Raw genomic sequence first — 22,783 nt, 5'->3', positions numbered from 1 at the left:
GGAGGGCGGGGCGCGGGCGACGGCCCCTGCCCCGCGGGGGCACCGGGCGGACGCGGGCCGCCGGCGCCCCCGCGGGGGACGGTGCGGGAAGGCTACTTGTAGGTGACGTCGGAGGCGGAGTAGACGCAGCTCACGCCGTCGGGGCCGCTGCCGGTCTTGCTCGGCTCACCCTTGGTGACGCCCTTGTACCGCTCGCAGATCGCGATCTTCTTGCCGGAGTCGCCGATCACGGTGACCGCCGACAGCTTCGCGGTGTCGCCGTAGTTCGGGTTGATCCCGACCAGGGACTTGCCCGGGGCGGTCACCTGGACGTTGGAGACCACCACGTGGCGCGCGTACTGCTTGGAGCAGTTGCCGCAGGAGCGGTAGAGCTTGCCGAAGTCGGCGACCTGGAAGTTCTTGATGACGAAGGTGCCCGGTCCGTTGTGCTGGAAGACCTTGTCGGAGGCCTTGCGGGCGCCGCCGCCGTCGACGGTCATGGTCTGCGAGGCGGAGGTGCCCTTGAAGGTGGCGGCGTCCTCGCCGACGTCCTCCCACCAGACGTTCTTGAGCGTGCAGGTGCCGGTGCAGTGGATGCCGTCGGCGCCCGGGGAACCGATGATCACGTTCTGCAGGACGGCGCCGTCGGCCAGCCTGAAGATCGGGTCCTGGCTCTCGTCCTGGCCGTCGCCGCCCAGCGCGCCGGAGCCGTAGAAGCGCTTCATGCCGCCGTCGTAGGGGCCGCTGACGGGGATGGTGGAGGTGACCGGCTGAGCACCCTTGGCGGCGGGCCAGCCGGGCAGCGGCGAGCCGGTCGGGGCGGCCGTCGGGGCCGCGGTCGGCTTGGCCGTCGCGGTGGGGGTCGCGGTCGGCTTGGCCGTCGCGGTCGGCGCGGCGGTCGGCTCGGCCGTGGGGGCGGAGCCGGCGGCCTTCAGCGTCCAGCTCTTGCCCGCGGCCGAGTCGCAGGAGTTCTGCTTGATCGCGGCGCCGGAGGAGGCGGACGCCGGGTTGAGGCACTTGGCGCTGCCGGCGTTGACCACGCGGTAGGCCGAGCCGCCGGCCGCCTCCAGCTTCCAGGCGTGGAAGGCCCCCGTCGAGCAGGCCTGCTGGACGACCGCCTTGCCCGCGGAGGTGCTGTTGCCGGCGATCCCGGCGCACTTGCCGCTGTGCGCGGCGGTCAGCCGCCGGCCGCCGGAGACGTCGGAGAGCGTCCAGGTCTGGCCGGAGCCGCCGCAGGGCTGCTGGACGAGCTGCACGCCGTCGGCGGTGCTCGCCGAGGGCACGGTGAGACAGAGCCCGCTGGCGGCGTTCACCAGGGTGTAGGAGCCGGCCGCCGGGACCAGGGCGGAGGCGGAGGCGGGAGCCGCGGCCAGTCCGGCGCCGGCCAGGGTCGCCGCGGCGCACACCGCGATGCGGACCCGGAAGGTCGTCTTGCGTAACACTACGCGTCTTCCTTTTCGGTCGAACTACATAAGAACGCTTTTAAGTGCCGAAACGTGAGATCTACACCACAAAGCAAGATCTCGCCACCGGCGGGAGCAAACGTAGCGGAACTTCCGTCATTATGGAAAGCGCATTCCGTCCTATGTATTGACATGACGTTCCATGTAATAGAACCTCCTCACCAAACAGGACGTTGGGAGGAGAGACCATGTCCGCACTCGACTGGTCGGTTCTGGGCGCGTACTTCCTGGTGATGGTCGCCATCGGCGTGTGGTCCAAGAACCGGATCAGGAACGTGATCGACTTCTTCACCGCGGGGGGCAGGATCCCCTGGTGGCTGTCCGGAATCTCACACCACATGTCCGGCTACAGCGCGATCATGTTCGTGGCGTTCGCGGCGGTCGCCTACGAGTACGGCCTGGCCATGTACGTCTGGTGGGCGCTGACCATCGGCCTCGGCGTCGGCATCGGCGCCTTCGTCTGGGCGGCCCGGTGGAACCGGCTCCGCTCCAAGCACGGCGTGGCCTCCCCGCTGGAGTACCTCGCCCGCCGCTACGACCTCCCCACCCAGCAGGTCCTGGCCTACAGCGGCGCGCTGCTGAAGGTGGTGGACATCGCGGCCAAGTGGGTGGCCATCGCGGTGCTGCTGCGGGGCTTCGCCGGCATCCCCATCCTGTGGGGCATCCTCATCACCGGCGCCGTCACGCTCGTCTACATCACGGCCGGCGGCCTGTGGGCGGACGTGCTGACCGACTTCGGGCAGTTCGTCATCCAGGGCGTGGCGGGCATCGCCATGTTCATCGCGATCATGGCGCACCTGGACGGGGTGGCGACGCTCTGGACCATGTGGGACAGGCTCCCCGAGGGCCACGGCGACCCGTTCGCCGGGCCGTACACGGCGACGTTCTTCCTGGCCATGCTGTTCATCAAGACCTTCGAGTACAACGGCGGCATGTGGAACCTCGCCCAGCGCTACATGGCCTCGCCCTCCGGCTCGGCCGCCCGGCGCTCGGCGCTGCTGTCCAGCGCGCTCTGGCTGGTCTGGCCGCTGATCCTGTTCATCCCGATGTTCGCCGCCCCGCTGATCGTCCCGGGCCTGGCCGACGCCGAGGAGGCCTACGTGAGGCTGGCCCAGACCCTGCTGCCGCCCGGGCTGATCGGCCTGGTGCTCGCCGGCTTCTTCTCGCACACCATGGCCATGGTCGCCTCCGACGCCAACGTCATCTCCTCGGTCATCACCCGGGACATCGCCCCGGTGGTCGTGCGCCGGGTGCGCGAGCTGTCCGCGCACGCCCAGCTGACCTTCGCCCGGGTCACCACGTTCGCCTTCGTGCTGATCAGCATGGTGATCGCGATCGCCACCGAGGGGCAGGGCGTCGTCCTGAAGATCGTCGTCGACCTGGTCGCCGCCACGATGGGGCCGATCTCGATCCCGCTGATGCTCGGCATGCTGCCGTGGTTCAAGCGGAGCGGCCCGGCCGCGGCGATCGCCTCGTGGGCCGCCGGGCTGGCCGTGTGGGCCTACGTCAAGTGGATCCTGGAGTCCACCGACACCGCGATGGTGGTGGGGGTGCCGCTGGTCACCTCGCTGGTCCTGTACGTGGCGATCGGGCTGCTGCGGCCGCAGGACCGCCCGGACCGGGACGCCCTGGTCGACTCCCTCGACACCGACCCGGAGGACGACCGGGCCGTCGCCGGCGCCTGAGCCCGCACCCGGCCCGGGCGCGGCAAGCCCCGGCGCGGCAAGCCTCGGCGCGGGGAGCCCGGGCGCCGCGGCGGGCACGCGCGGCGGGAGCAGGTCCGCGCCCGGACGGGAGCGGAGGCCGGAACGGCACGGGACGACCCTGAGCACGGCGGAGGGGCCGGACGGCACACGTCCGGCCCCTCCCCCGCGTCCGGTGGCGGGCCGGCCCCCGGCCGCCGCGTCCCGCGGCGGGCGCCGCCCCTCCGCCCCGCCGGACGGCTACTTGTCCGACTCCAGGACGCCGCCGTTGGCCACGTCGGACTTCTCGATCTCGGTGAAGAGGATCCGCACGGCCTCCCGGCGGGCCTTCAGGATGCCCACCGCGGCCTCGGTCACCGCGGCCGCGAACTCGCGGCGCTGGTCGAGGGTCCGTCCGGAGAGCAGCTCGACGGTGATGTTCGGCATACCGGCCTCCATGTTGCATGACACAAGACTTAATTCCGCTACACGGAACAATAGGTCATGGGAGCGGTAAGGGAAAGCGCTTGCCGTACAGGGATCGAACGTGTCAGGGGTGGAACGCTCCACCGGTGGTGGATCGCTCCACCGGCATCGGCGGAGACCCGCGGTCAGCGGGGAGCGGCCGGGAGCGGCGCGCCGAGCGCGAGCGAGACCTCCCGGGCGGCGGCGACCACCTCGGGGGCGAGCCGTTCGAGGCCCTCGCGGTCCATGTCCATCGCCAGGGCCGAGATGGAGATGCCGCCGAGGACCTGCCCCGTGTGGTCGAAGACGGGGGCGCCCACGCAGAGGATCTCCGGGTGGTTCTCCTCGTCGTCCAGCGCGTACCCGCGGGCGCGCACCTCGGCGAGGTGGGCCAGCAGGTCGTCCACGGAGGTCAGCGTGCGGGGCGTCATCCGGGGCAGCCCGGTGCGGGCGGCGACGGCCCGCACCTCGTCCGCGGGGAGCTGGGCGAGCACGGCCTTGCCGATCGCCGTGCAGTGCAGGCGCAGGCTCATCCCCACCCGCGACGGCATCTGGTACGGCCGGCGGCCCTCCAGCTTGGAGACGTAGACGGCCTCGTCCCCGCTGCGGACGGCGAAGTGCGTGGTGTAGCCGATCCGCTCGTGCAGCGCGGCCAGCGCGCCGGAGGCCTGGCGGGCCGGGTCGAACCGGTTCATGACCCGGCCGGCCAGGGTGAGGATGCGGGGGCCGGGCTCGTAGCCGCCGTTCCCGTCCGTCCGCGCGAAACCCCACTCGACCAGCGACTGGAGGATGCGGTGGACGGTCGACTTGGACACCCCCGTCTCCGCGGCGATGTCGGTGACGCGGTGGTGCTCGGCGATCGCCTCCAGCACCGTCAGCGCCTTGTCGATGGAACTGCCTTCCCTGGCCACGATGCCGATCCTACTGGTCAGCGCGCCAGCCAGCCCCCGTCGACCGCCAGCACGTGCCCGTTGACGTAGTCGGAGGCCCGGGAGGCCAGGAAGACCGCCGCGCCCACGAGGTCGTCGGGCTCGCCCCAGCGGCCCGCCGGGATGCGCCCGGCGATCTCGGCCTCCCGCACCGGGTCCGCCCGGAGCCGCTCGGTGTTGGCCGTGGCGATGTAGCCGGGCGCGATCGCGTTGACCTGCACCCCCCGCGCCGCCCACTCGCAGGCCAGGGCCCGGGTCAGCCCGGCGACCGCGTGCTTGGCCGCGGTGTAGCCGGGCACGTTGATCCCGCCCTGGAAGGAGAGCATGGAGGCGATCATGATGATCTTCCCCGAGCCCCGCTCCAGCATCCGCGCCCCCACCGCCTGGCTGAGCAGCCACACCGCGTCGAGGTCGACGTCGAGCACCCGGCGGAAGTCCGCGTAGCGGTGCTCGGCCGCGGGCGCCCGGTGGATGATCCCGGCGTTGTTGACGAGCACGTCGACCGGGTCCAGCCGCGCCGCCGCCTCCGGGATGCGCCCGGGCTCCGACAGGTCCAGGACCCACCGGGAGACCCGGCGGCCGGTCCTGCGCACCTCGGCCTCGACCTCACCGAGGTCGTCGTCGCGGCCGTGCAGCACCAGGTCGGCCCCGGCGGCGGCCAGGCCCAGCGCGATCGCCCGGCCGATGCCGGTCCGGGCGCCGGTGACGAGCGCGGTCCGGCCCGTCAGCGAGAACAGCCCCTCCGGCGAGGAGGGTGCCCGCCCCGCCGCCATCAGCGCATCTCGCCGATCGCGACCGGCTCCACGTCGTCGTAGGCCTGGTTCTCCCCGCCCATGGCCCAGACGAAGGCGTAGCTGCGGGTGCCGAAGCCGCAGTGCACCGACCAGGGCGGCGAGATGACCGCCTGCCGGTCGGCGACCACGAGGTTGCGGGTCTCGTCGGGCCGGCCCATCAGGTGGATCACCCGGTCCTGCTCGGGCAGGCCGAAGTAGAAGTAGACCTCGGTCCTGCGCTCGTGGGTGTGGCAGGGCATGGTGTTCCACATGCTGCCGGGCTCCAGCACGGTCACGCCGAGCACGAGCTGGCAGCTGCGCACGCCCCCGGCGTGCACGTGCTTGTAGATCGTGCGCTCGTTGGAGCCCTCCGGGCCGCCCAGCCGTACCGGCTCGGCGTCCTCCAGGGTGCTCAGCGCCGTGGGGTGGCCGGCGTGCGCGGGGGTGGAGACGAGATAGAACGCCCCGTCGCCGAAGGCGACCTCGCGGGCGCCCCGCCCGACGTACAGGCACTCCTTCGGGCCCGGCTCGTACGGCGTGCCGTCCACGGTGACCACGGCGGGCCGCTCCCCCACGTTGACCACGCCCAGCTCCCGGCGCTCCAGGAAGTGCCCGGCACGCAGCGGGTCGGGGTTGGGCAGGGCCGCCGGTCCGAGCGCACCGCCCACCACGATCCGGTCCTCGTGCGAGTAGACGAGCCGGACCTCCCCCGGCGCGAACAGGTCCTCCACCAGGAACCGGGAGCGCAGCCAGGCCGTCGTGGCGCCCGGGATCTGGTCCGGTGCCGTGGCGTGCCGTACCTCCATCGACCCTCCTTGTTCTGTTACATGGAATTAGAATTCGCTGTACGGAACATAAGGAGCATACCCCGGCCCCGCCTCCCGGTACATCGGCCGGATGGTGGCGCCGGGCGCGGGGCGGCCGGGCCGCGGCGGCGGCCGCACGGGCACGGGACGGGTCCAGGACGGCGAGCCGGGTGACCGCCGGCAGCGCGTGCGGACCGGGCAGGCTCCTGGCCCGCCGGGTGTGCTCGACCGGCATGTCCAGAGAGTGGGCGCCCCAGGCGCGTTCGGCGGCGAGGCGCAGCGTCTTCGGGCCCGGCGCGGCCAGGACCCGGGGTTGCGGGGATCATCGGACCGAACGGGGCGGCGTCCCTCGCGTCCGGGTAGGCGCGCACGGCCGTCACCGGCGGGCCGAAGCGGTGGCCGCGCGTCGGTGACCGGGGCGGGATGCCGGCCCGTCCGAGGCCGAGCGCGTTCACCGGTCCTGCCCGGCGGTGTCCTGGGCGGCCGGGGCCCAGGAGACGCGCATCCACCACGGCGGGCCGGCCGCCGCGGCCCGCCTGCGCGCCCGGGCCGGAGCGCCGGCAGGCGTGAGGCCGTACGGCGGCCGCGGCCGCCGTACGGCGTGCCCGGTCAGACCTCGACGATCACCGGGATGATCATCGGGCGGCGGCGGTAGCTGTCGCTCACCCAGCGCCCCACGGTCCTGCGGACCACCCGGCGGATCTGGTCGACGTCGACCACCCCGTCGGCGGCGTTCTCCTCCAGGGCCCGCTCCACCTGCGGGATGACCTCGTCGAACCGGTCGGGGTCGATGCCCGAGCCGCGGGCGTGGATCTCCGGGCCCGCGGTCACCTTGCCGGTGTTGGAGTCCACCACGACGACGATCGAGATGAACCCCTCCTCGCCCAGGATCCGCCGGTCCTTCAGGGCGAACTCGGTGACGTCGCCCACCGACAGGCCGTCGACGTACACGTAGCCCGCGTGCACCGCGCCCACCACCCGCGCGCGGCCGTCGATGAGGTCGACCACCACGCCGTCCTCGGCGATCACGATGTGGTCGTCGGGCACCCCGGTGAGGGCGGCCAGCTTGGCGTGCGCCCGCAGGTGCCGCCACTCGCCGTGCACCGGCATGAAGTTCGACGGCCGGGTCAGGTTGAGCACGTACAGCAGCTCGCCCGCGGCGGCGTGCCCGGAGACGTGCACCTTGGCGTTGCCCTTGTGCACCACGCGGGCGCCCCACCGGGTCAGTCCGTTGATCACCCGGTTGACCGCGGTCTCGTTGCCCGGCACCAGCGAGGAGGCCAGCAGCACGGTGTCGCCCTCGGCGACCCGGATCGGGTGGTCGCGGTTGGCCATGCGCGACAGCGCCGCCATCGGCTCGCCCTGGGAGCCGGTGCAGATCAGCACCACCTCCTCCGGCGGCCAGCTCTCGATCTCCTTGGAGTCGACGACCAGCCCCGGCGGGACGCGCAGGTAGCCCAGGTCGCGCGCCACGCCCATGTTGCGCACCATGGAGCGGCCGATGAGCGCGACCTTGCGGCCGTGCCGCTCGGCGGCGTCGATGACCTGCTGCACGCGGTGGATGTGCGAGGCGAAGCTCGCCACGATCACCCGCTTGGCCGAGGTGCGGACCACCTCGTCGATGACCGGCCCGATCTCCCGCTCGCTGGTGACGAAGCCCGGCACCTCGGCGTTGGTGGAGTCCGACATCAGCAGGTCGACGCCCTCGCGTCCCAGCCGGGCGAAGCCCCCCAGGTCGGTCAGGCGCCCGTCGCTGGGCAGCTGGTCCATCCGGAAGTCGCCGGTGTGCAGCACGATGCCGGCCGGCGTGCGGATCGCCACCGCCAGGGCGTCCGGGATCGAGTGGTTGACCGCGAGGAACTCGCAGTCGAACGGCCCGAACCGGTGCCGCTCCTCCTCGACCACCTCGACCTTGACCGGCTGGATGCGGTGCTCGGTGAGCTTGGCCTCGATCAGCGCCAGCGTCAGCTTGGAGCCGACGACCGGGATGTCGCGGCGCTCGCGCAGCAGGTACGGCACGGCCCCGATGTGGTCCTCGTGGCCGTGGGTCAGGATGACCGCCTCGACGTCGTCCAGCCGGTCGCGGATGTAGTCGAAATCGGGCAGGATCAGGTCGACGCCCGGCTGCTCGGTCTCGGGGAACAGCACCCCGCAGTCGACGATCAGCAGGCGCCCGTCGAACTCGAACACCGCCATGTTGCGGCCGATCTCACCGAGACCGCCCAGCGGCACGATGCGCAGCGCGCCTTCGGGCAGCGGCGGCGGCGGCCCGAGTTCGGGATGGGGGTGACTCATCCGGTCACACCTCTCTCACACGTGTCGGCCGGCCCGCAGACCGCCGGGACCGCTCCCTCGCCGAACGCCCCGGCCCCCGGAGGGCCCGCGTTTCCTCGCACCTTCAAACCGCTGTTCCTCCCCACTGCGACCGCTTGTCGATCGCGACGTTCCTTCTATGCCGCATTCATGCCGCGTCTCCGTCGGACAGCTTCACGCCGCCCGCGACGAGTTCCGCGCGCAGCCGCGCCAGCTGCTGCTCGGTGGCCTCCGCCAGGGGCGGGCGCACGGGGCCCGCGGGGCACCCGACCATCGCCAGCGCCGCCTTGGCCATGATCGCCCCACCGGCCTGCATCATGATCCCGGAGACCACCGGGAGCAGGCCGCGGTGGATCTCCAGGGCTCCCCTGACGTCTCCCGCGCGGTGCCGCCCGATCATCTCGGCGATGTCCGCGCCCACGACGTGCCCCACGACGCTCACGCACCCGACGGCCCCGACCGAGAGCCAGGGCAGGTTCAGCGCGTCGTCGCCCGAGTAGAAGGCCAGGTCGGTGGCGAGCATGGCCTGCGAGCCGGCGAACAGGTCGGCCTTGGCGTCCTTCACCGCGACGATGCGCTCGTGCTGCGCCAGCCGGATGAGGGTCGCCACCTCGATCGGCACGCCGCTGCGGCCCGGGATGTCGTAGAGCATGACGGGCAGGCCGGTGGCGTCCGCCACCGCGGTGAAGTGCCGGTAGAGCCCCTCCTGCGGCGGCTTGCTGTAGTACGGCGTGACCACCAGCAGGCCGTGCGCCCCGGCGCGCTCGGCCGCGCGGGCCAGCTCGACGCTGTGGCGCGTGTCGTTGGTGCCCGCTCCGGCCACCACGGCGGCGCGGTCGCCGACCGCCTCCACGACGGCGCGCACGAGGCGCTCCTTCTCCTCGTCGGTGGTGGTCGGGGACTCGCCCGTCGTGCCACTCACCACGAGCCCGTCATTGCGCTGCTCGTCCACCAGGTAGGTGGCCAGGCGCTGCGCCCCCTCGTAGTCGACCGCGCCGTCCGAGGTGAACGGCGTGACCATGGCGGTCAGCATGCGGCCAAAGGGGGCGTCGGAGGTTGTCGTCGGCGCTGCCATAGACCGAACGGTACCCGGATCCGATGAACCGGTGGACCCCGCCACCCCGCTCACCCCCCGTACACCGCCAGATCTATGAGCGAATACCCCCATTTGGTGCCCCGTTTCATGCCATACACACGGATGTACCGAGCGGTGGCGGACAGGCCTCCCAGATCGTCCGTACCGCCGTCCCCGTCGGCCACCTCGGCGATCCGCCGCCACGAGGAGCCGTCCGCGGAGCCCTCGATCCGGTACCGGGCGCCGTAGGCCCGCTCCCAGCGGAGCACGACCCGGGAGATCTCCCGGGGCTCGCCGAGGTCGACGGCGATCCACTGCGGGTCCGCCCTCAGGGTGGAGGCCCAGCGGGTGCCCCGATCGCCGTCGACGGCGTTCTCCGGGCCCAGTCCCTCGGCCTCGACGCCCGAGGCGGTCACCGGGCGGCCGCGCGCCAGGTCGGGGCCCGCGGAGTCGGCCAGGTAGCGCTCGGCGGCCTGCGCGGGCGTCAGCGCCGCCGGCGAGAGCACGACCTCGTCCAGCGCGCCCCTGAAGGGGCCCATCGCCCCCGTGGGCAGGCCGATCACCTCGGGGACCCGCCCCTCCCGGCGCCCGTTCACGTACAGGGTGGTGCCCCCGGGGTCGGCGACGAGGACGACGTGGGTCCAGCGGCCGGCGGGGAGGCGGTGGCCGAAGGAGAACTCCCGGGCGCCCGAGACGACGATCTCGCCCCCGTCGAGCGCGATCGCCTCACCGAGCCGGCCGAGCAGCACGCCGCGCGTCCGGTCCTCCGGCCGCACCCACATGGAGACCGTCCAGGGCGCGCCCGCGGAGGCGGCCCCGATCAGGAACCTCCGGCCGTCGCCGAACCGGGCGGCCCCGCCGACCCGGCCGTCCACCGGCAGCAGCGGCGCGCCGGTGCCGGCTCCGGCGTCCGGGCCCGCGACCGCGGTCGCGTGCGCACCGCCCGCGCTGTCCACCGCCGTGACCAGCAGCCCGTCCCGCCACGCGGCCGCCGCGTGGGTCCCGCCGTCCGGCAGGTACGCCTCGTCGAAGTCGTAGCGGTGCTCCTGCCGGCGGGCCTGCCTCCCCCGCGGAGCGGCCCCGGGCGCGTCACCCACCGCGTCCACCCGCGCGGCGAACCCCTCGACGGACGAGAACCGGTTCCACGCCCGCTCGGCGAACTCGGCCCGGGGTCCCGCCAGCGCCTCCTCCGCCGCCTCCGGGTCCCCGAAGAACACGGACTCGGCGACCAGGGCCCGGCCGAACCGCCCGGCCTCCGGGCTCCAGGCCAGCAGGTCGCCGTCGCCCGCCCCCGTGGCCGGGAAGGCGTCGACGATGTCGTACTCGCCGGTCCGCACGCTCTCCGGCGGGCCCTCGTTCAGGACCACCGGTTCGCCGTCCAGCGGCGGGACGCGGTCGCGGACCCGCAGGACCGGCCGCTTGCCCAGCGCCTCGGCGTGCGCGGCCAGCTCTCCGGCCCCGTCCAGCCACGCGGGCTCGTCGCAGGAGTCCACCCGGCCCAGGCCGAGCAGCGGCGCCTCGAACCATCCCGCGAACGTGTCGAGCACGGCGGTCAGCTCCCGCCGTACCTCCGGATCGGCCAGGTCCGGCACGTGCTCGGCGCCGCAGCGGCGCGACGGGGTCAGCGCCGCCGCGTCCCCCAGCACGTCGAGCTCGGCCACCACGGCGACGTGGTGGCGGCGCGCGACCTCCTGGACGGCCTCGATGTCGGCGCGGCCGTAGTGCTGCGCGGGGACCGCGCCCGCGAATGCCTCGTCGTGCAACCGGAGCGCGGCGTCCCCGGAGAGCCTCAGGTAGAGGGTGTTCAGCTTCAGCCAGGACATCCGGCGGACGAGGTCCCCGATCCACTCGGTGGACCGGAACCCGGCCTGCAGGTCGAGGACGAGCATGCGCCTGCCGACCTCCGGCCGGTCCTCGACCGTGCCGTACGGCAGGCCGCCGGCGGCCCGCAACGCCTGGAGCAGGGTGCGCCCGCCGTAGAAGAGCCCGGCCGGCGAGGAGGCCCGGATCTCGACGTGGTCGCCGATCTCCATGACGTACGCCTCCGCGGCGGTGCCGTCGTCCTCGCGGACCCCGGCGGTCGCGACGGCCCGCTCGGCCCGCAGGGTCAGGAGCACGTCCCCCGCGGCGGGTCCCGCCGCCTCCGGCTCCCCGGCCTGCCCGGGCTCCCCGGCCTGCCCGGCCTGCCCGGCTTCACCGGAGCCAGGCTCCCCGGTCCCGGGGGCACCGGAGCCGGGCTCCTCCGCCGCCGGGTCACCGGTCGCCGGAGGGACCGCCGCCGGGTCACCGGCCGGGACGACCACCACCGGCACCCGGCGGCCGGTCACCTCGCGCAGGTCCGCACCGAGCCGCTCGGCGGCCTCGGCGTTCTCCGCACCGACCAGGATGCGGGAGTCCTCCGTGAGGCGGAAGGTCCCCTCCCCGGCCCTCCACCCGGTCGGCGCGGGCACCGCGACCGGGGGCGGAGCCTCACTCCCCGCCGCTCCGGCCGGTACGGCCGCCGCCGCTGCGGCGAGGGCGACCGCAGAAACGATCATTAAAGATCGCACAAAATATCCAGACACGGGGCGTAATAATATTTATGTCCGCTTTGGTGCGAAAGTCGGGTTCCCGGGTCACGGATCGGCAACGAGAAAGAGGCCGTCGATATGTGCTCGGGGGTACACACATCAACGGCCTCTACCGTTCAATCGGGGACGCTCCCAGGGGCGTTACAGGGTTCGCCAAGATATTTCCGGATCCCTTGAAAAGATCTTGGAATCGGCGCCAAAGTTGGGGCTCCAAATCGCCGTCATTACCCTGAGTTGCGCACCGAACACGACAGGATGGGACAACGCCTCACCCTTCAGGGATGGACACGTGGCAAGCTCCGATCCGGTCTACCTGCGCGTGGTCGCCGACATCCGCCGCCAGATCGTCGACGGCTCGCTGCCTCCCGGCGCCCCGATCCCCTCCAGGGCCCAGCTGACCCGCAAGTACGGCATCGGCGAGACCGCCGCCCGGCACGCGCTGCGCGTGCTCGCCGCCGAGGGCCTGATCGTCGGCCGGGTCGGATCCGGCCACTACGTCCGCGCCAGACCGGCGCTCGTCCCGCTGCACCGCTGGCGCTTCCCCGGCCGCTCCTTCCCCTTCGCCGCCGACCTGCACTCCCAGGGCGCGCACGTCACCTGGCACCGGCGCACCGAGACCGTCCCGGCCTCCCCCGACATCGCCCACCGCCTCCATCTGGGCGAGTCGGCCCCGCTCACCCGCACCCGCTACGTCTTCCGCGGTGACGGCAGGCCCGTCCAGCTCGCCACCTCCTACGAGCCGGCCCGGTCCGGCGCGAGCGCCGCCGAGGAGACCGCCAGGGACGCCGCGCCCGGGGAACCCCTCAGGGAGGGCCCGGCCAGAGAGACCGCGTTCAGGGAGGCCGCCAGGGGGGCCGCCCCGCGCGGCCTGATCCCCCGGCTGTCCGCCTCCGGCGTCAAGGTGACCGAGGTCGTCGAGCAGGTCTACACCCGCGTCCCCGAGCCCGCCGAGATCGACGCCCTCGCCCTGCCCGCCGGCGTGCACGTCCTGCACGTCGAGCGCACCCACTGGGCCGGCGACCGCCCGGTCGAGACCAGCGACATCGTCATCCCCGGCGACCGCTTCCGCCTCGTCTACTCCCACTCCCTCCTCCCCTAGACGACGCTCCCTCCCCACGCCGCCGCCCTGCGCCCTCCCGCACCGGCGCCCCGCCCCGCCCCGCCCCGCCCCGCCCCGCCCCGCCCCGAGGGACCTGCCCCTCTTCCTCCGATGGAATCCGATGGAACGTCCGGATACGGATGGTTCCGTCGGCAATGTGACCAGCGGCTGATCTCTGCTTCCACCGCCGCGCGGCCCCCTTCCGGGACAGGATTGAGGCGGCGCGGCACCCGGTACCGGGGACGCCGGCCGGCCCCCGTGCCGCGGGGGCCTTCCAGCCGTCCCCGAGCGGACACGGAGGTGCGGATGATCGCGGCGTCCCCGCTGCTGCCGGGCGATCCCGCGCAGGCGGGCGCGTACCGGCTCGAGGGCCGTCTCGGCTCGGGCGGCCAGGGGGTCGTCTACCTCGGCCGTGCCGCCGACGGGACCCCCGTGGCCGTCAAGGTGCTGCACGAGGGCGTGCTGGCCGACGAGGCGGTCCGGGCGAGGTTCGCGCGGGAGGTCACCGCCGCGGCGACCGTCGCGCCGTTCTGCGTCGCCAGGGTGCTCGACGGCGACCCTGAGGCCGCGCGGCCGTACATCGTCTCCGAGTACGTCGAGGGCCCCTCCCTGCGGCAGGCCATCGACGAGGACGGCCCCCGCTCCGGCGCGGCCCTGCACCGGCTCGCCGTGGCCACGGCGACGGCCCTGGCCGCCGTCCACGAGGCCGGGGTCGTGCACCGCGACTTCAAACCGGACAACGTGCTGCTGGGCGCCGACGGCCCCCGGGTGATCGACTTCGGGATCGCCAAGGAGCTCGGGCTGCCGACCGTGACCCGGGGCCCCCTGGGCACCCCGGCCTACATGTCGCCCGAGCAGCTGAACGGGGAGAGCGTCGGGCCTGCGAGCGACGTGTTCGCCTGGGGGTGCGTGCTGGTCTTCGCCGCCACGGGCCGCCCGCCGTTCGGGACCGACAGCCTGCCCGCGGTCCTCTACCGCATCCTGCACGGCACCCCCGAGCTCGGTGCGCTGGACGGGCCGCTGCGGGAGCTCGCCGCCGAGACGCTGCGCAAGCTCCCGCAGGAGCGGCCGTCGATGCGCGAGGTCCTCCTCCGCCTCCTCGGCCAGGTGTCCGCCGGGCCGAGGCGCGGCCGGGCCGCCGCCGGAGCGGACGGGCCGGAGCCCGCCGAGCCGCTCCCCGGGCGGGCGGCTCCCGCGCCGCCGTCCGACCGCCCACCCGCCGGGCCACCGCCCCCGGACCGGTCCCCGGCCCCGGAGCGGCCTCCGCCCCCGGACCGGCTCCCGGCCAGGCGTCCCCCCGGCGGCGACCGCGGGCGGCGCAGGCGCGCCGCACTGGCCGGCTGGGCGGCCGTGCTCGCCGCGGCGACGGCGGGCGCGGCCCTGTGGCCGGTCCTCACCTCACCTCCGGACGGCGGACACGGCGTCCGGGCGGACGGGACCGCCGCGCCGGACGCCCTGCGGACCCCCCGCCCCGTCCCGGCCGCCGATGACACGGCGCCGGGACCGGCGGGGTGGCCGGACCCGCGAGGGGCGGCGGCGCCGGGCACGCCCCCGCCCGGATCGGGCGTGCCGGGGACGGCGCCCGCCCCGGCCCCGACCGTCCCTGGCGGGGCGGGGCAGCCGCCCGGGACGGACCCGAGCGGTCCGGAGCAGTCGGCAGGGCCCTCGGAACCGGCGGCGGAGACCACCCCGCCGGAGGCGACGCCCGCGCCCTCCGCGTCGGATCCGCCGGACCCGCCCGCCGTACTGCCCGCGTCGTTCGCCGGCGTCTGGCAGGGGACGGTCCAGAACGACCCCGGATCGCAGGAGACGCTCGTGCTCTCCGTCCGCAGGAGCGGCAGGGCCGTCACCGAGCGCTATCCCGGGCAGCGGTGCACGGGAATGCTCCGGCTGACGCAGGTCGTGGACGGCATCGCCCACCTCGAGCGGGTGGCGATGCGCGGCGACTGCGTGCGCAACGGCACCGTGACCCTGGCCCAGGGCACCGGCGGGACCCTGCAGTTCTCCTACCGGGGCCGCGGGGAGAACGAGTACACCCGTGACGTCTGGTTCACCGCGACGGGGACGCTGGAACGCCGCAGGTGACCCGCCCGGGCGGGGATCCCCGGCCGGGACCCGAACCGGCCCGGGACCGAACCGGCCGGGGGCCGGGCGGCCGGTCTCGCGGGAGCACGGCCGAATGTCGGTGCGCCCTGGTAGAACCGTCGCGGGTCCCCGAGCCGGAGGTGCCGATTGCGCGTCAAGGACATGCCCCCGACCGACCAGCCCCGCGAGCGCCTGCTCTCCCTCGGGGCCACCGCTCTGGCCGACCGGGAGCTGCTCGCCCTGCTGCTCGGCTCCGGCGGCCGGGGCACCAACGCGGTCGAGCTGGCCTCGGAGCTGATCGCCCACTGCGGCGACCTGCGCGGCCTGGCCCGCTCCGACGCGCACCGCCTGATGGCGATCCGCGGCATCGGCCCGGCCAAGGCCGCCCGGGTCATCGCCGCCTTCCACCTCGTACGGCAGGCGCAGGCGGAGCCGGAGCGGCGGCGGATCACCGGCTCGGCCGACCTGGCGGCGGTGGCCGCCCCGCTCCTGCGCCACCTCGGTCACGAGCGGGTGGTGGCCGTGGTCTGCGACTCCGCGGGCGCGGTGGTCCGCCGGGCGGTCGTCAGCGAGGGCGGCAGCGACCACGCTCCGGCGCCCGTCCGCGAGATCGTCACGCTCGTGCTGACCTCCGGCGGCTCGTCCTTCGGCCTGGCCCACAACCATCCCGGCGGCTCCCTCGACCCCAGCCCCGACGACCTCGACGTCACCGCCCGCCTCCGCCGGGCCGCCGAGACCGTCGGCCTGCGCTTCCTCGACCACGTGATCGTCACCGACACCGCCTGGCGCCGCATCGCCGGGTGATCGGCCGGATGAGTGGTCGGACGGGTGGCCGGGTGAGCGGCCGCCGCACGACCGGTCGCCTGACCATCGGCGCCGGCGCCGCTCCCCGGCCGCCACCGTTCCCGGAACACGGCGGCGGCCGGGGAGGTCTGACGGTGACCGGCCGTTCCCGGAGCCGGGCACCGGCCCCCGGCGGGCGGGTGCTCCGCCCAGCCGGGGAGTTCGGGGCCTGTCACGGAGCCCGCGTCCGGCTGCGCGGCGGAGGGGCTCCGCGACAGGCGCTGGACCCGGCGGCGGGTGGGATGTGTGGGCCGCCACCGGGATCTTGACCGGTGGTCCCGTGCCCCCCTCCAAGGCCACGGGACCACCGCCCGGCCCTTCCGACGGATCCGTCGTCCGGAGGGGCCGGGAGCTCTCTCTCATCTCAGCGGGCGCTCCCCGTCAGCAGCCGGAACCACAGCTCCTCCGCCTCCTTCACCCGCACCCAGGGGGACTCGTGCACGATCACCCGACCGTCCAGCCGGTGCGTCCGCCGGACGAACGCCAACCCGCCCGCCTGGCAGAGCTCGTAGAACGTCGCCTTGCAGCAGCACGTGTGCTCCTTCACTCGGATCCGCTCGGCCCTCGGCCGCTCCGGCCGCCAGTCGATCCGCTCATGCCGCTCCTGCAACACCCCCACATGGCAGCCGTGATGCTCCTCCAGCGGCACCACGACTACCGCCACCAGGGCACCTCCTTAGTGCGACCCCCCCAACTATAAGTCAGCACGTACACACCGGTCTACCCACACGTATCTTCCGCGGCCTCCAGATGTCTGCTTTGTGCATGCATGTCCTCATTGGTCTATGGTTCGACTGTGCTGGATCGAGACGGACCCACACCAGTCTACCTGCAGATAGCGGCGCTGATCCGTGATCAGATCGAGCGCGGCGAGATCGCTCCCGGCCAACCCATGCCGAGCGAGGCCGACCTGGAGCGCGAGTACGGCGTGGCTCGGACGACCGCCCGCCGGGCCACCCGCGAACTGCGAGAGCAGGGCTTCATCTACACGATCCAGGGCGAGGGCTCCTTCGTCGGCGAGCCGGACACCCCGCGGACCCCCCGCAAGACCCCGCTCTACCAGGAGATCGCCAGCAAGGTCGCCGAGCGGATCCGCAGCGGGGAGTTCCGGCCCAACCGGGCGATCCCCAGCGAGAAGCTGCTCATGGCCCAGTACAGGGTCTCCAAGGTCACCGCGCGGAACGCCGTGGCCTTCCTCCGGGATCAGGGCTGGGTCTTCACCGTCCCCCACCGGGGCACCTATGTGAACCAGCCCGCGAAGTGGCCGACGGACGGGAAGGAATGACAGTCGAAGTGACTCCGGAGAACCCCACCGTCCCCATTCCCGGCAGAGGGCACCCGCAGAGCGTCCAGGACATCACCCGGGCCGACTGATATCAATATTCGCGCCAGATTGATATCATCGGTCCATGAAGCAACTATTGCTCCGCATCGACGACGAGCTCCATCAGCGCATCACCCGACGCGCCCAGAGGACCGGTCGCTCCATCAACGCCACCGCCAGAGAGATCCTCGCCCGCGGCGTGTCCGACGAGACGCTGGACGCCCGAGCGGAGCTTCGGGCCCGAGCCCGCCGGCTCGGCGTCCTCGCTGAGCCGCTCCAGGCTCCCCCGGTCACAGATGCCGAGCGTGAACGTGCTCTCTCCAGCGCCAAGGGCATCGGCCCCATTCTCGACGCACTCTGGGCAGAAGGCCGCTGACAGGTGCTCACCTACATCGACTCCTCCGTGCTCGCCTGCGCCTACCTACCCGACGAACCCGGACACCGTAGGGCTCAAGACCTCCTGCAGAGCCCCGAACACCTTCTCGTCACGGGCACCCTGACCGTCGTGGAGGTGACCGGCGTACTCGTCCGCGCCGCCCGTGCGCACCGGCGCCTGGAGCTGGACACGGCACTCGCCGTTCTCGCATCCGACCTGGGTGAGGACGGCCCGGTCGCCCTTCTGTCCGCTCCCCCTGACGCCGTGGAGCGGAGAGCCGTCCAGATCGTGTACGCCCACGGGTTGCGGGCCCTTGACGCGATCCATCTCGCGACCGCCGAGCTGGCCGCCGCGCCGTTGTTGGAGAGTCCGGGGGACAAGCTCGGTTTCGCCAGCCGGGACACCTCCCAGTCCGGAGCGGCCACAGCGCTCGGTTTCGCTCTGGCCTGACGATGCCCGCGGCCCTCGCGTGGTCGCGCTCCGCGGGGCTCGCAAGCGCACCGGATGCCGGGCCGTGATCGTCCGCAGACGTTGACCTTGCCGTGGCGTCAACGTTTCTACTGGGGGCATGCGGATCGGAGAACTGGCCTCCCTGGCGGGCGTGTCGACCAGGACCGTACGTCACTACCATCACCTGGGCCTGCTGCCCGAACCGGAACGGCGCGCCAACGGCTACCGCGTGTACGGCCTGCGCGCCGCGGTGACGCTGGCCAGGATCAGGCGCCTGACCGAGCTGGGCCTCGGCCTGGCCGAGGTGCGTGACGCGCTGGCCGACGACCGGGGTCGCGAGCTGCGCGAGATCCTCACCGAGCTGGACGCCGACCTGGCCCGCCAGGAGGAGGAGATCCGGCGCAGGCGCGTCCGCCTGGCCGAACTGCTCGCCCAGGACACGCTCCATCCCGACGACCCGGTCTCCGCGGAGATGGCGGATCTGCTGGGCCGCCTCCCGCGGGCGGAGACGGGCATGCTCGCCCGGGAGCGTGAGCTGCTGGCCCTGCTGGACACCACCGCCGCCTCGGAGACGCAGCGACTGCTGCTGGAGGCGGCCGGGCCTCCTGCCGCCGATCCCGAGCACCTGAGCCGGGTCGAGTGCCTGTACCGGGATCTGGACGCGCTGGCCGGTGCCGGCCTGGACGATCCACGTGTCCCCGAGCTGGCCCGGCGGCTGGCCGAGGCCGTGCCCGCGGAGATGATCCGCTCCGGCCTGCTGGACCCGGTCCTGCCTGTGGCGGACGCGGAGGCCGAGGACGGGGAGCAGGAGGCGTTCGCGCGGGCGTTCTTCGCCGACCTGCCGCCCGCCCATGCCGAGGTGATCCGCCAGGCCATCGCCCTGCTGGCGGACAGGAGCACCACATGACCCCCCGGCGGGCGCGGCGGACCGTCCTGACCGCCGCGCGCAGGCTGATCCGCCTCGAAGGGCGGACGGCGGCGAGCCTGCTGCTCTGGCCGACCGGCAGGAGGCACGGCGTGGGTGACGGCGACCGCGCCTTCGGCTACCTGCGCGGCGAGGCCCCGGCCATGCTGGCGATGCTCTCCGTCCTCGTCGCCGAGGGCGCGGCGATGGCCTTCCTCATCCCCTGGCCCGTCGTGCACCTGACCGCGCTGGCCTTGCACATCCTCCTGGTCGTGCAGGTGCTGGGGTCCGTCGCCGCCGGAGTCACCCGCCCGCACGTGCTCTCGGCCACGGAGCTGCGCGTCCGGTACGGCGCCGCCTTCGACCTGCGGATCCCGCTCCATCTGATCACAGAGGTCCGGCTGGACCGGCGTGTCCACGACGGCGGCACCGTCCGGCTGGACGGGGGCCGGGTGAACGTCATCGTCTCGTCGATGACATCGGTCACCGTCGAACTGGCCGAGCCGGTCGCCGTCACCCGCCCGCTGGGCCGTACCGGCACCGCCTCGCTCGTCCGCCTGCACGCCGACGCTCCGCAGGAACTCGTCCGCGAACTGGAGGCCCGGCTGCTGGCCGTACGGCACCGCGGTGTCCCCGTCGCGGGTGATCCGGCCTCCGATCACCCGCGAGCCCGGTGATCCGGCGGACCGGGTGAGCGGTCCGCTACGCGAAGGCGACGACGGCGTACCTTTCGTCCTCGATGGGGCGCCCCCACAGCGCGGGGTCGGGGAGCGGGTCCACCCGCAGCGTCCTCACCAGCGGCCGCAGCACCCGTACGAGCCGCTCGGCCTCGACTCCGCCCATCCACGGCAGCGGCGCGGATGCGGCCTCGTAGGACCGGGTTCCATCCGGCTCTGCGCTCGCCCATCGCCCCTCGACCAGCACCAGCCGGCCGCCGGGACGCAGCAGGCCGACCCAGCGGCGCAGCGCTTCCTCGGGGGCGGGCAGCGTCCACAGCAGGTGACGGGAGAGGACCACGTCGAAGGAGGCTCCCGCCTCCGCGGGCGGGTCGCCCGCGTCGCCCACCATCACCACGGCGTCGAACCCGGCACCAGTGAGCTTGCGCCGGGCCCGCTCGACCATCAGCGGCGCCAGGTCCACCCCGACCGGCCGGTGGCCCTGCTCTGCGAGGACCAGGGAGAGCGATCCGGTGCCGCACCCCAGGTCCAGGACGTCGGCGGGAGAGGAGGGCGTCCACGAGCGCAGCCGCTCGGCCCACGCGGCCCTGACGTGCGGGTCGAGGAGGCCGTGGTCGGCCTCCTCGTCGAAGGAATCGGCGAAGGCGTTCCAGAAGGACGCGATCGAGGCACTGGTCTCCGGCATCGGCCGATCATGTCACCCGCCACCGACAAGGACGGCGCGCGGGAAGTAATGCCTCATGGAGAAGGTACGTTCCTCCGACGGCACCGAGATCGCCTTCGACCGGCTCGGCACGGGGGCGCCGGTCGTCCTGGTCGGCGGCGCCTCCCGCGCCCGTACGGTGCTCACGCGACTGGCCGGGCTGCTGGCGGAGGAGTTCACCGTGCTGAACTACGACCGCCGGGGGCGGGGCGACAGCGGCGACACCGCGCCGTACGCGGTCGAGCGGGAGATCGAGGACATCGGCGCCGTCATCGGCGCGGCCGGCGGGCCGGCGGCGCTGTTCGGCGACTCCTCCGGCGCGGTCCTGGCCCTGCGCGCGGCGGCGGCCGGTCTGCCCGTCACCCGGCTGGCACTGTGGGAGCCGCCGTTCGTGTCCGGTCCGCAGGCAGCCGGCATGCGGTGGGAGTACACCGCCCGGCTCGCCGAACTGCTCGGCGCGGGCCGCCGGGGCGAGGCCCTGGCGCTGCTCGTGTCGGCCGCCGGCGCGCCTGACGAGATGGTCGAGACGATGCTCCGCGTGCCGATGTGGCCGGAGGTGGAGGCGCTGGCACACGCGCTCGCCCACGACGCCGCCGTCATGGACGACGGCCTGGTCCCGGCTGCTCTGGCCTCCTCGGTCAAGGTTCCGGTGCTGGTGCTGCACGGCGGCGAGACGGGGCCCTGGACCGGCGGGATGGCCCGGGCGCTCGCCGAGGCGCTGCCCGACGCCCGCTCCCTCGCCCTGCGGGGACAGGGCCATGGCGTGGACCGGGCCGTCCTCGCCCCGGTGCTGCGGGGGTTCCTGGCCGGACGCCTCGGATGAGGCCGCAGTGGTCCGGCGGCCAGGCGGCTCCGACGGGCTGACACCTGATCCGGTGACGCGGCGGATCAGAGCGAACCGGTGACCGGGCGGACCGGGCCGTCCCGCTTCCGTCCGCTGCGCCCTCATCCGCCTCCCAACCTGTTTGACGCAAAATAATTAGCTTGCTTACTATCTTGGAGCTAATAGTACGAGAAGAGGAGAAGGATATGCGTACCCTCATCCGCGACGTGCGCGTCTTCGACGGCGAGCGGACGATCCCCCGCGCCGACGTCCTGGTCGACGGCGACCTGATCGCCGCGCCCGACGGCCGCCCCGTGGACACCGAGATCGACGGCACCGGCAGGACCCTGCTGCCGGGCCTGATCGACGCCCACACCCACGTCGTCGACGGCGACCTCGCCCAGGCGCTGGCCTTCGGCGTGACCACCGAGCTGGACATGTTCTGCCTGCCGCCGAACCTCGCCCGGCAGCGCCGCCTGGCCGCCGAGCGCGACGACGTCGCCGACCTGCGCAGCCCGGGCGTGCTCGCCACCGCTCCGGGCGGGCACCCGAGCCAGATCATCGCCGCCGATCCGGCGCTGCGGGAGAGGATGGGCGACGCGGCCGGGCCGTTCGACACGATCGCGGACCCGGGCCGGGCCGAGGCGTTCGTCGAGGCGCGCCTGGCCGAGGGCAGCGACTACCTGAAGATCGTGATCGACGACGGGGGCACCGCCGGCCTGTCCCTCCCGGCTCTGGACGGCAGGACCGTGACCGCGCTCGTCGAGGCCGCGCACGCCGCCGGGCTGCGGGCCATCGCGCACGCCGTCACGGTGCGGGACGCCCTCGTCGCCCTGGACGCGGGCGTGGACGGCCTGGCCCACGTGGTCGCCGACGCCGGCCCGGACGATCCGGCGTCCGAGGAGCTGGCCGCCAGGATCGCGGCACAGGACGTGTTCGTGGTCAGCACGCTCGCCTACTTCGAGGCGGTCACCGGCGACCCCGCAGCGGTGGAACTGGTACGGGACGAGCGCATCGGCCCCCGGCTGCCGGAGCGGCTCAGGACCGCCGCCGACCGGGACCCCGGGGTCGTCCCGGTGCCCTCGGACGGCGTGCCCAACGCCGTGCACGCGGCCCGGGCGCTGCACCGCGCCGGCGTCCCGCTGCTGGCCGGCACGGACGCCAACGTCTACGCGCCGCTGCACGGGGCGAGCATGCACCGCGAACTGCTGCTGCTGACCCTGGCCGCGCTCACCCCCGCGGAGGCGCTCGCCGCCGCCACCAGCGTCCCGGCCCGGCACTTCGGGCTGGCCGACCGCGGCCGCATCGCCCCCGGCCTCCGCGCCGACCTGGTGCTGGTGGACGGCGACCCGACCCGGGACATCACCGCGACCCGGTCCGTCGCCGAGGTGTGGCGGCGGGGCGTCCGGCAGTCCCGCTGACGGCGCCGCCCGGCGCGAGCGCC

Annotated in this window: 21 protein-coding genes; 11 read left to right on the top strand and 10 right to left on the bottom strand. The window is 73.9% G+C overall.

The genetic code is table 11. From position 1 onward, the window contains the following. Positions 1 to 92 precede the first annotated feature (92 nt). Positions 93 to 1,421: a pectate lyase gene (locus tag ABD823_RS07155; protein WP_344857118.1), complete on the bottom strand. Its 1,329-nt coding sequence runs from the start codon at positions 1,419 to 1,421 to the stop codon at positions 93 to 95. A 209-nt stretch (positions 1,422 to 1,630) separates the two neighbouring features. Between ABD823_RS07155 and ABD823_RS07150 the strand changes: the two genes are divergently transcribed. Then, a complete protein-coding gene (locus ABD823_RS07150; protein ID WP_344857117.1) occupies positions 1,631 to 3,127 on the top strand; it encodes a sodium:solute symporter family protein in 1,497 nt (498 codons plus the stop codon). Between the two features lie 258 nt (positions 3,128 to 3,385). Here the strand turns inward: ABD823_RS07150 and ABD823_RS07145 are convergent, their stop codons facing one another. The 7 genes from ABD823_RS07145 to ABD823_RS07115 all read right to left on the bottom strand — a co-directional run bounded on the left by ABD823_RS07145 (position 3,386) and on the right by ABD823_RS07115 (position 12,022). Further along, positions 3,386 to 3,571, bottom strand: a complete 186-nt coding sequence (locus tag ABD823_RS07145; protein ID WP_344857115.1) for a tautomerase family protein — start codon at positions 3,569 to 3,571, stop codon at positions 3,386 to 3,388. Between the two features lie 164 nt (positions 3,572 to 3,735). Beyond that, positions 3,736 to 4,500 carry an IclR family transcriptional regulator gene (locus ABD823_RS07140; RefSeq protein WP_344857114.1) on the bottom strand — a complete coding sequence of 255 codons (765 nt, stop codon included), beginning with the start codon at positions 4,498 to 4,500 and terminating at the stop codon, positions 3,736 to 3,738. Between the two features lie 17 nt (positions 4,501 to 4,517). Then, positions 4,518 to 5,291, bottom strand: a complete 774-nt coding sequence (locus ABD823_RS07135) for an SDR family oxidoreductase (RefSeq protein WP_344857112.1) — start codon at positions 5,289 to 5,291, stop codon at positions 4,518 to 4,520. Then, positions 5,291 to 6,097: a 5-dehydro-4-deoxy-D-glucuronate isomerase gene (gene kduI, locus ABD823_RS07130; RefSeq protein ID WP_344857111.1), complete on the bottom strand. Its 807-nt coding sequence runs from the start codon at positions 6,095 to 6,097 to the stop codon at positions 5,291 to 5,293. The genes ABD823_RS07135 and kduI overlap by 1 nt, the downstream gene beginning before the upstream one ends. A gap of 609 nt (positions 6,098 to 6,706) precedes the next feature. Then, positions 6,707 to 8,392 carry a ribonuclease J gene (locus tag ABD823_RS07125; protein WP_344857109.1) on the bottom strand — a complete coding sequence of 562 codons (1,686 nt, stop codon included), beginning with the start codon at positions 8,390 to 8,392 and terminating at the stop codon, positions 6,707 to 6,709. Positions 8,393 to 8,558: 166 nt separating this feature from the next. Then, the gene (gene dapA, locus ABD823_RS07120) at positions 8,559 to 9,485 is read right to left on the bottom strand and encodes a 4-hydroxy-tetrahydrodipicolinate synthase (RefSeq protein ID WP_344857108.1); all 927 of its coding nucleotides are present in this window, start codon (positions 9,483 to 9,485) and stop codon (positions 8,559 to 8,561) included. Between the two features lie 50 nt (positions 9,486 to 9,535). Next, positions 9,536 to 12,022, bottom strand: a complete 2,487-nt coding sequence (locus ABD823_RS07115) for a discoidin domain-containing protein (RefSeq protein WP_344857107.1) — start codon at positions 12,020 to 12,022, stop codon at positions 9,536 to 9,538. Between the two features lie 322 nt (positions 12,023 to 12,344). Here ABD823_RS07115 and ABD823_RS07110 point away from each other — a divergent pair, with 322 nt between their 5' ends. From ABD823_RS07110 to ABD823_RS07100, 3 genes are all read left to right on the top strand, one after another. After that, the gene (locus tag ABD823_RS07110) at positions 12,345 to 13,154 is read left to right on the top strand and encodes a GntR family transcriptional regulator (protein WP_344857105.1); all 810 of its coding nucleotides are present in this window, start codon (positions 12,345 to 12,347) and stop codon (positions 13,152 to 13,154) included. A gap of 306 nt (positions 13,155 to 13,460) precedes the next feature. Then, complete coding sequence (locus tag ABD823_RS07105; protein WP_344857104.1) at positions 13,461 to 15,239, top strand: serine/threonine-protein kinase; 1,779 nt, start codon at positions 13,461 to 13,463, stop codon at positions 15,237 to 15,239. Positions 15,240 to 15,386: 147 nt separating this feature from the next. Next, positions 15,387 to 16,043: a JAB domain-containing protein gene (locus tag ABD823_RS07100; RefSeq protein ID WP_344857103.1), complete on the top strand. Its 657-nt coding sequence runs from the start codon at positions 15,387 to 15,389 to the stop codon at positions 16,041 to 16,043. 403 nt (positions 16,044 to 16,446) lie between these two features. Here the strand turns inward: ABD823_RS07100 and ABD823_RS07095 are convergent, their stop codons facing one another. After that, complete coding sequence (locus ABD823_RS07095; RefSeq protein WP_344857102.1) at positions 16,447 to 16,746, bottom strand: hypothetical protein; 300 nt, start codon at positions 16,744 to 16,746, stop codon at positions 16,447 to 16,449. Positions 16,747 to 16,878: 132 nt separating this feature from the next. Between ABD823_RS07095 and ABD823_RS07090 the strand changes: the two genes are divergently transcribed. From ABD823_RS07090 to ABD823_RS07070, 5 genes are all read left to right on the top strand, one after another. After that, positions 16,879 to 17,367, top strand: coding sequence for a GntR family transcriptional regulator (locus ABD823_RS07090; protein WP_344857100.1), 489 nt, complete (start codon positions 16,879 to 16,881; stop codon positions 17,365 to 17,367). A 124-nt stretch (positions 17,368 to 17,491) separates the two neighbouring features. Next, positions 17,492 to 17,782, top strand: coding sequence for a FitA-like ribbon-helix-helix domain-containing protein (locus ABD823_RS07085; protein WP_344857098.1), 291 nt, complete (start codon positions 17,492 to 17,494; stop codon positions 17,780 to 17,782). A gap of 3 nt (positions 17,783 to 17,785) precedes the next feature. Further along, positions 17,786 to 18,232, top strand: a complete 447-nt coding sequence (locus ABD823_RS07080; protein ID WP_344857096.1) for a type II toxin-antitoxin system VapC family toxin — start codon at positions 17,786 to 17,788, stop codon at positions 18,230 to 18,232. Positions 18,233 to 18,350: 118 nt separating this feature from the next. Then, entirely contained in the window at positions 18,351 to 19,139 is a 789-nt protein-coding gene (locus ABD823_RS07075; RefSeq protein ID WP_344857095.1) for a MerR family transcriptional regulator, read from the top strand. Next, a complete protein-coding gene (locus ABD823_RS07070; RefSeq protein ID WP_344857093.1) occupies positions 19,136 to 19,813 on the top strand; it encodes a hypothetical protein in 678 nt (225 codons plus the stop codon). The genes ABD823_RS07075 and ABD823_RS07070 overlap by 4 nt, the downstream gene beginning before the upstream one ends. 25 nt (positions 19,814 to 19,838) lie before the next feature. Here ABD823_RS07070 and ABD823_RS07065 read toward each other — a convergent pair whose 3' ends face one another. After that, a complete protein-coding gene (locus ABD823_RS07065; protein WP_344857092.1) occupies positions 19,839 to 20,498 on the bottom strand; it encodes a class I SAM-dependent methyltransferase in 660 nt (219 codons plus the stop codon). A gap of 55 nt (positions 20,499 to 20,553) precedes the next feature. On the opposite strand from ABD823_RS07065, the gene ABD823_RS07060 reads away from it, so the two are divergent. Next, positions 20,554 to 21,339 (top strand): alpha/beta fold hydrolase, encoded by a 786-nt coding sequence (locus ABD823_RS07060; protein WP_344857091.1) that lies wholly within the window; start codon positions 20,554 to 20,556, stop codon positions 21,337 to 21,339. Between the two features lie 206 nt (positions 21,340 to 21,545). Next, positions 21,546 to 22,760 carry an amidohydrolase family protein gene (locus ABD823_RS07055; RefSeq protein WP_344857089.1) on the top strand — a complete coding sequence of 405 codons (1,215 nt, stop codon included), beginning with the start codon at positions 21,546 to 21,548 and terminating at the stop codon, positions 22,758 to 22,760. Positions 22,761 to 22,783: the final 23 nt, after the last annotated feature.

It is taken from the genome of Planomonospora alba (genome assembly GCF_039534085.1).
GTDB lineage: Bacteria > Actinomycetota > Actinomycetes > Streptosporangiales > Streptosporangiaceae > Planomonospora_B > Planomonospora_B alba.
This window is presented reverse-complemented; position numbering and strand designations above follow the sequence as displayed.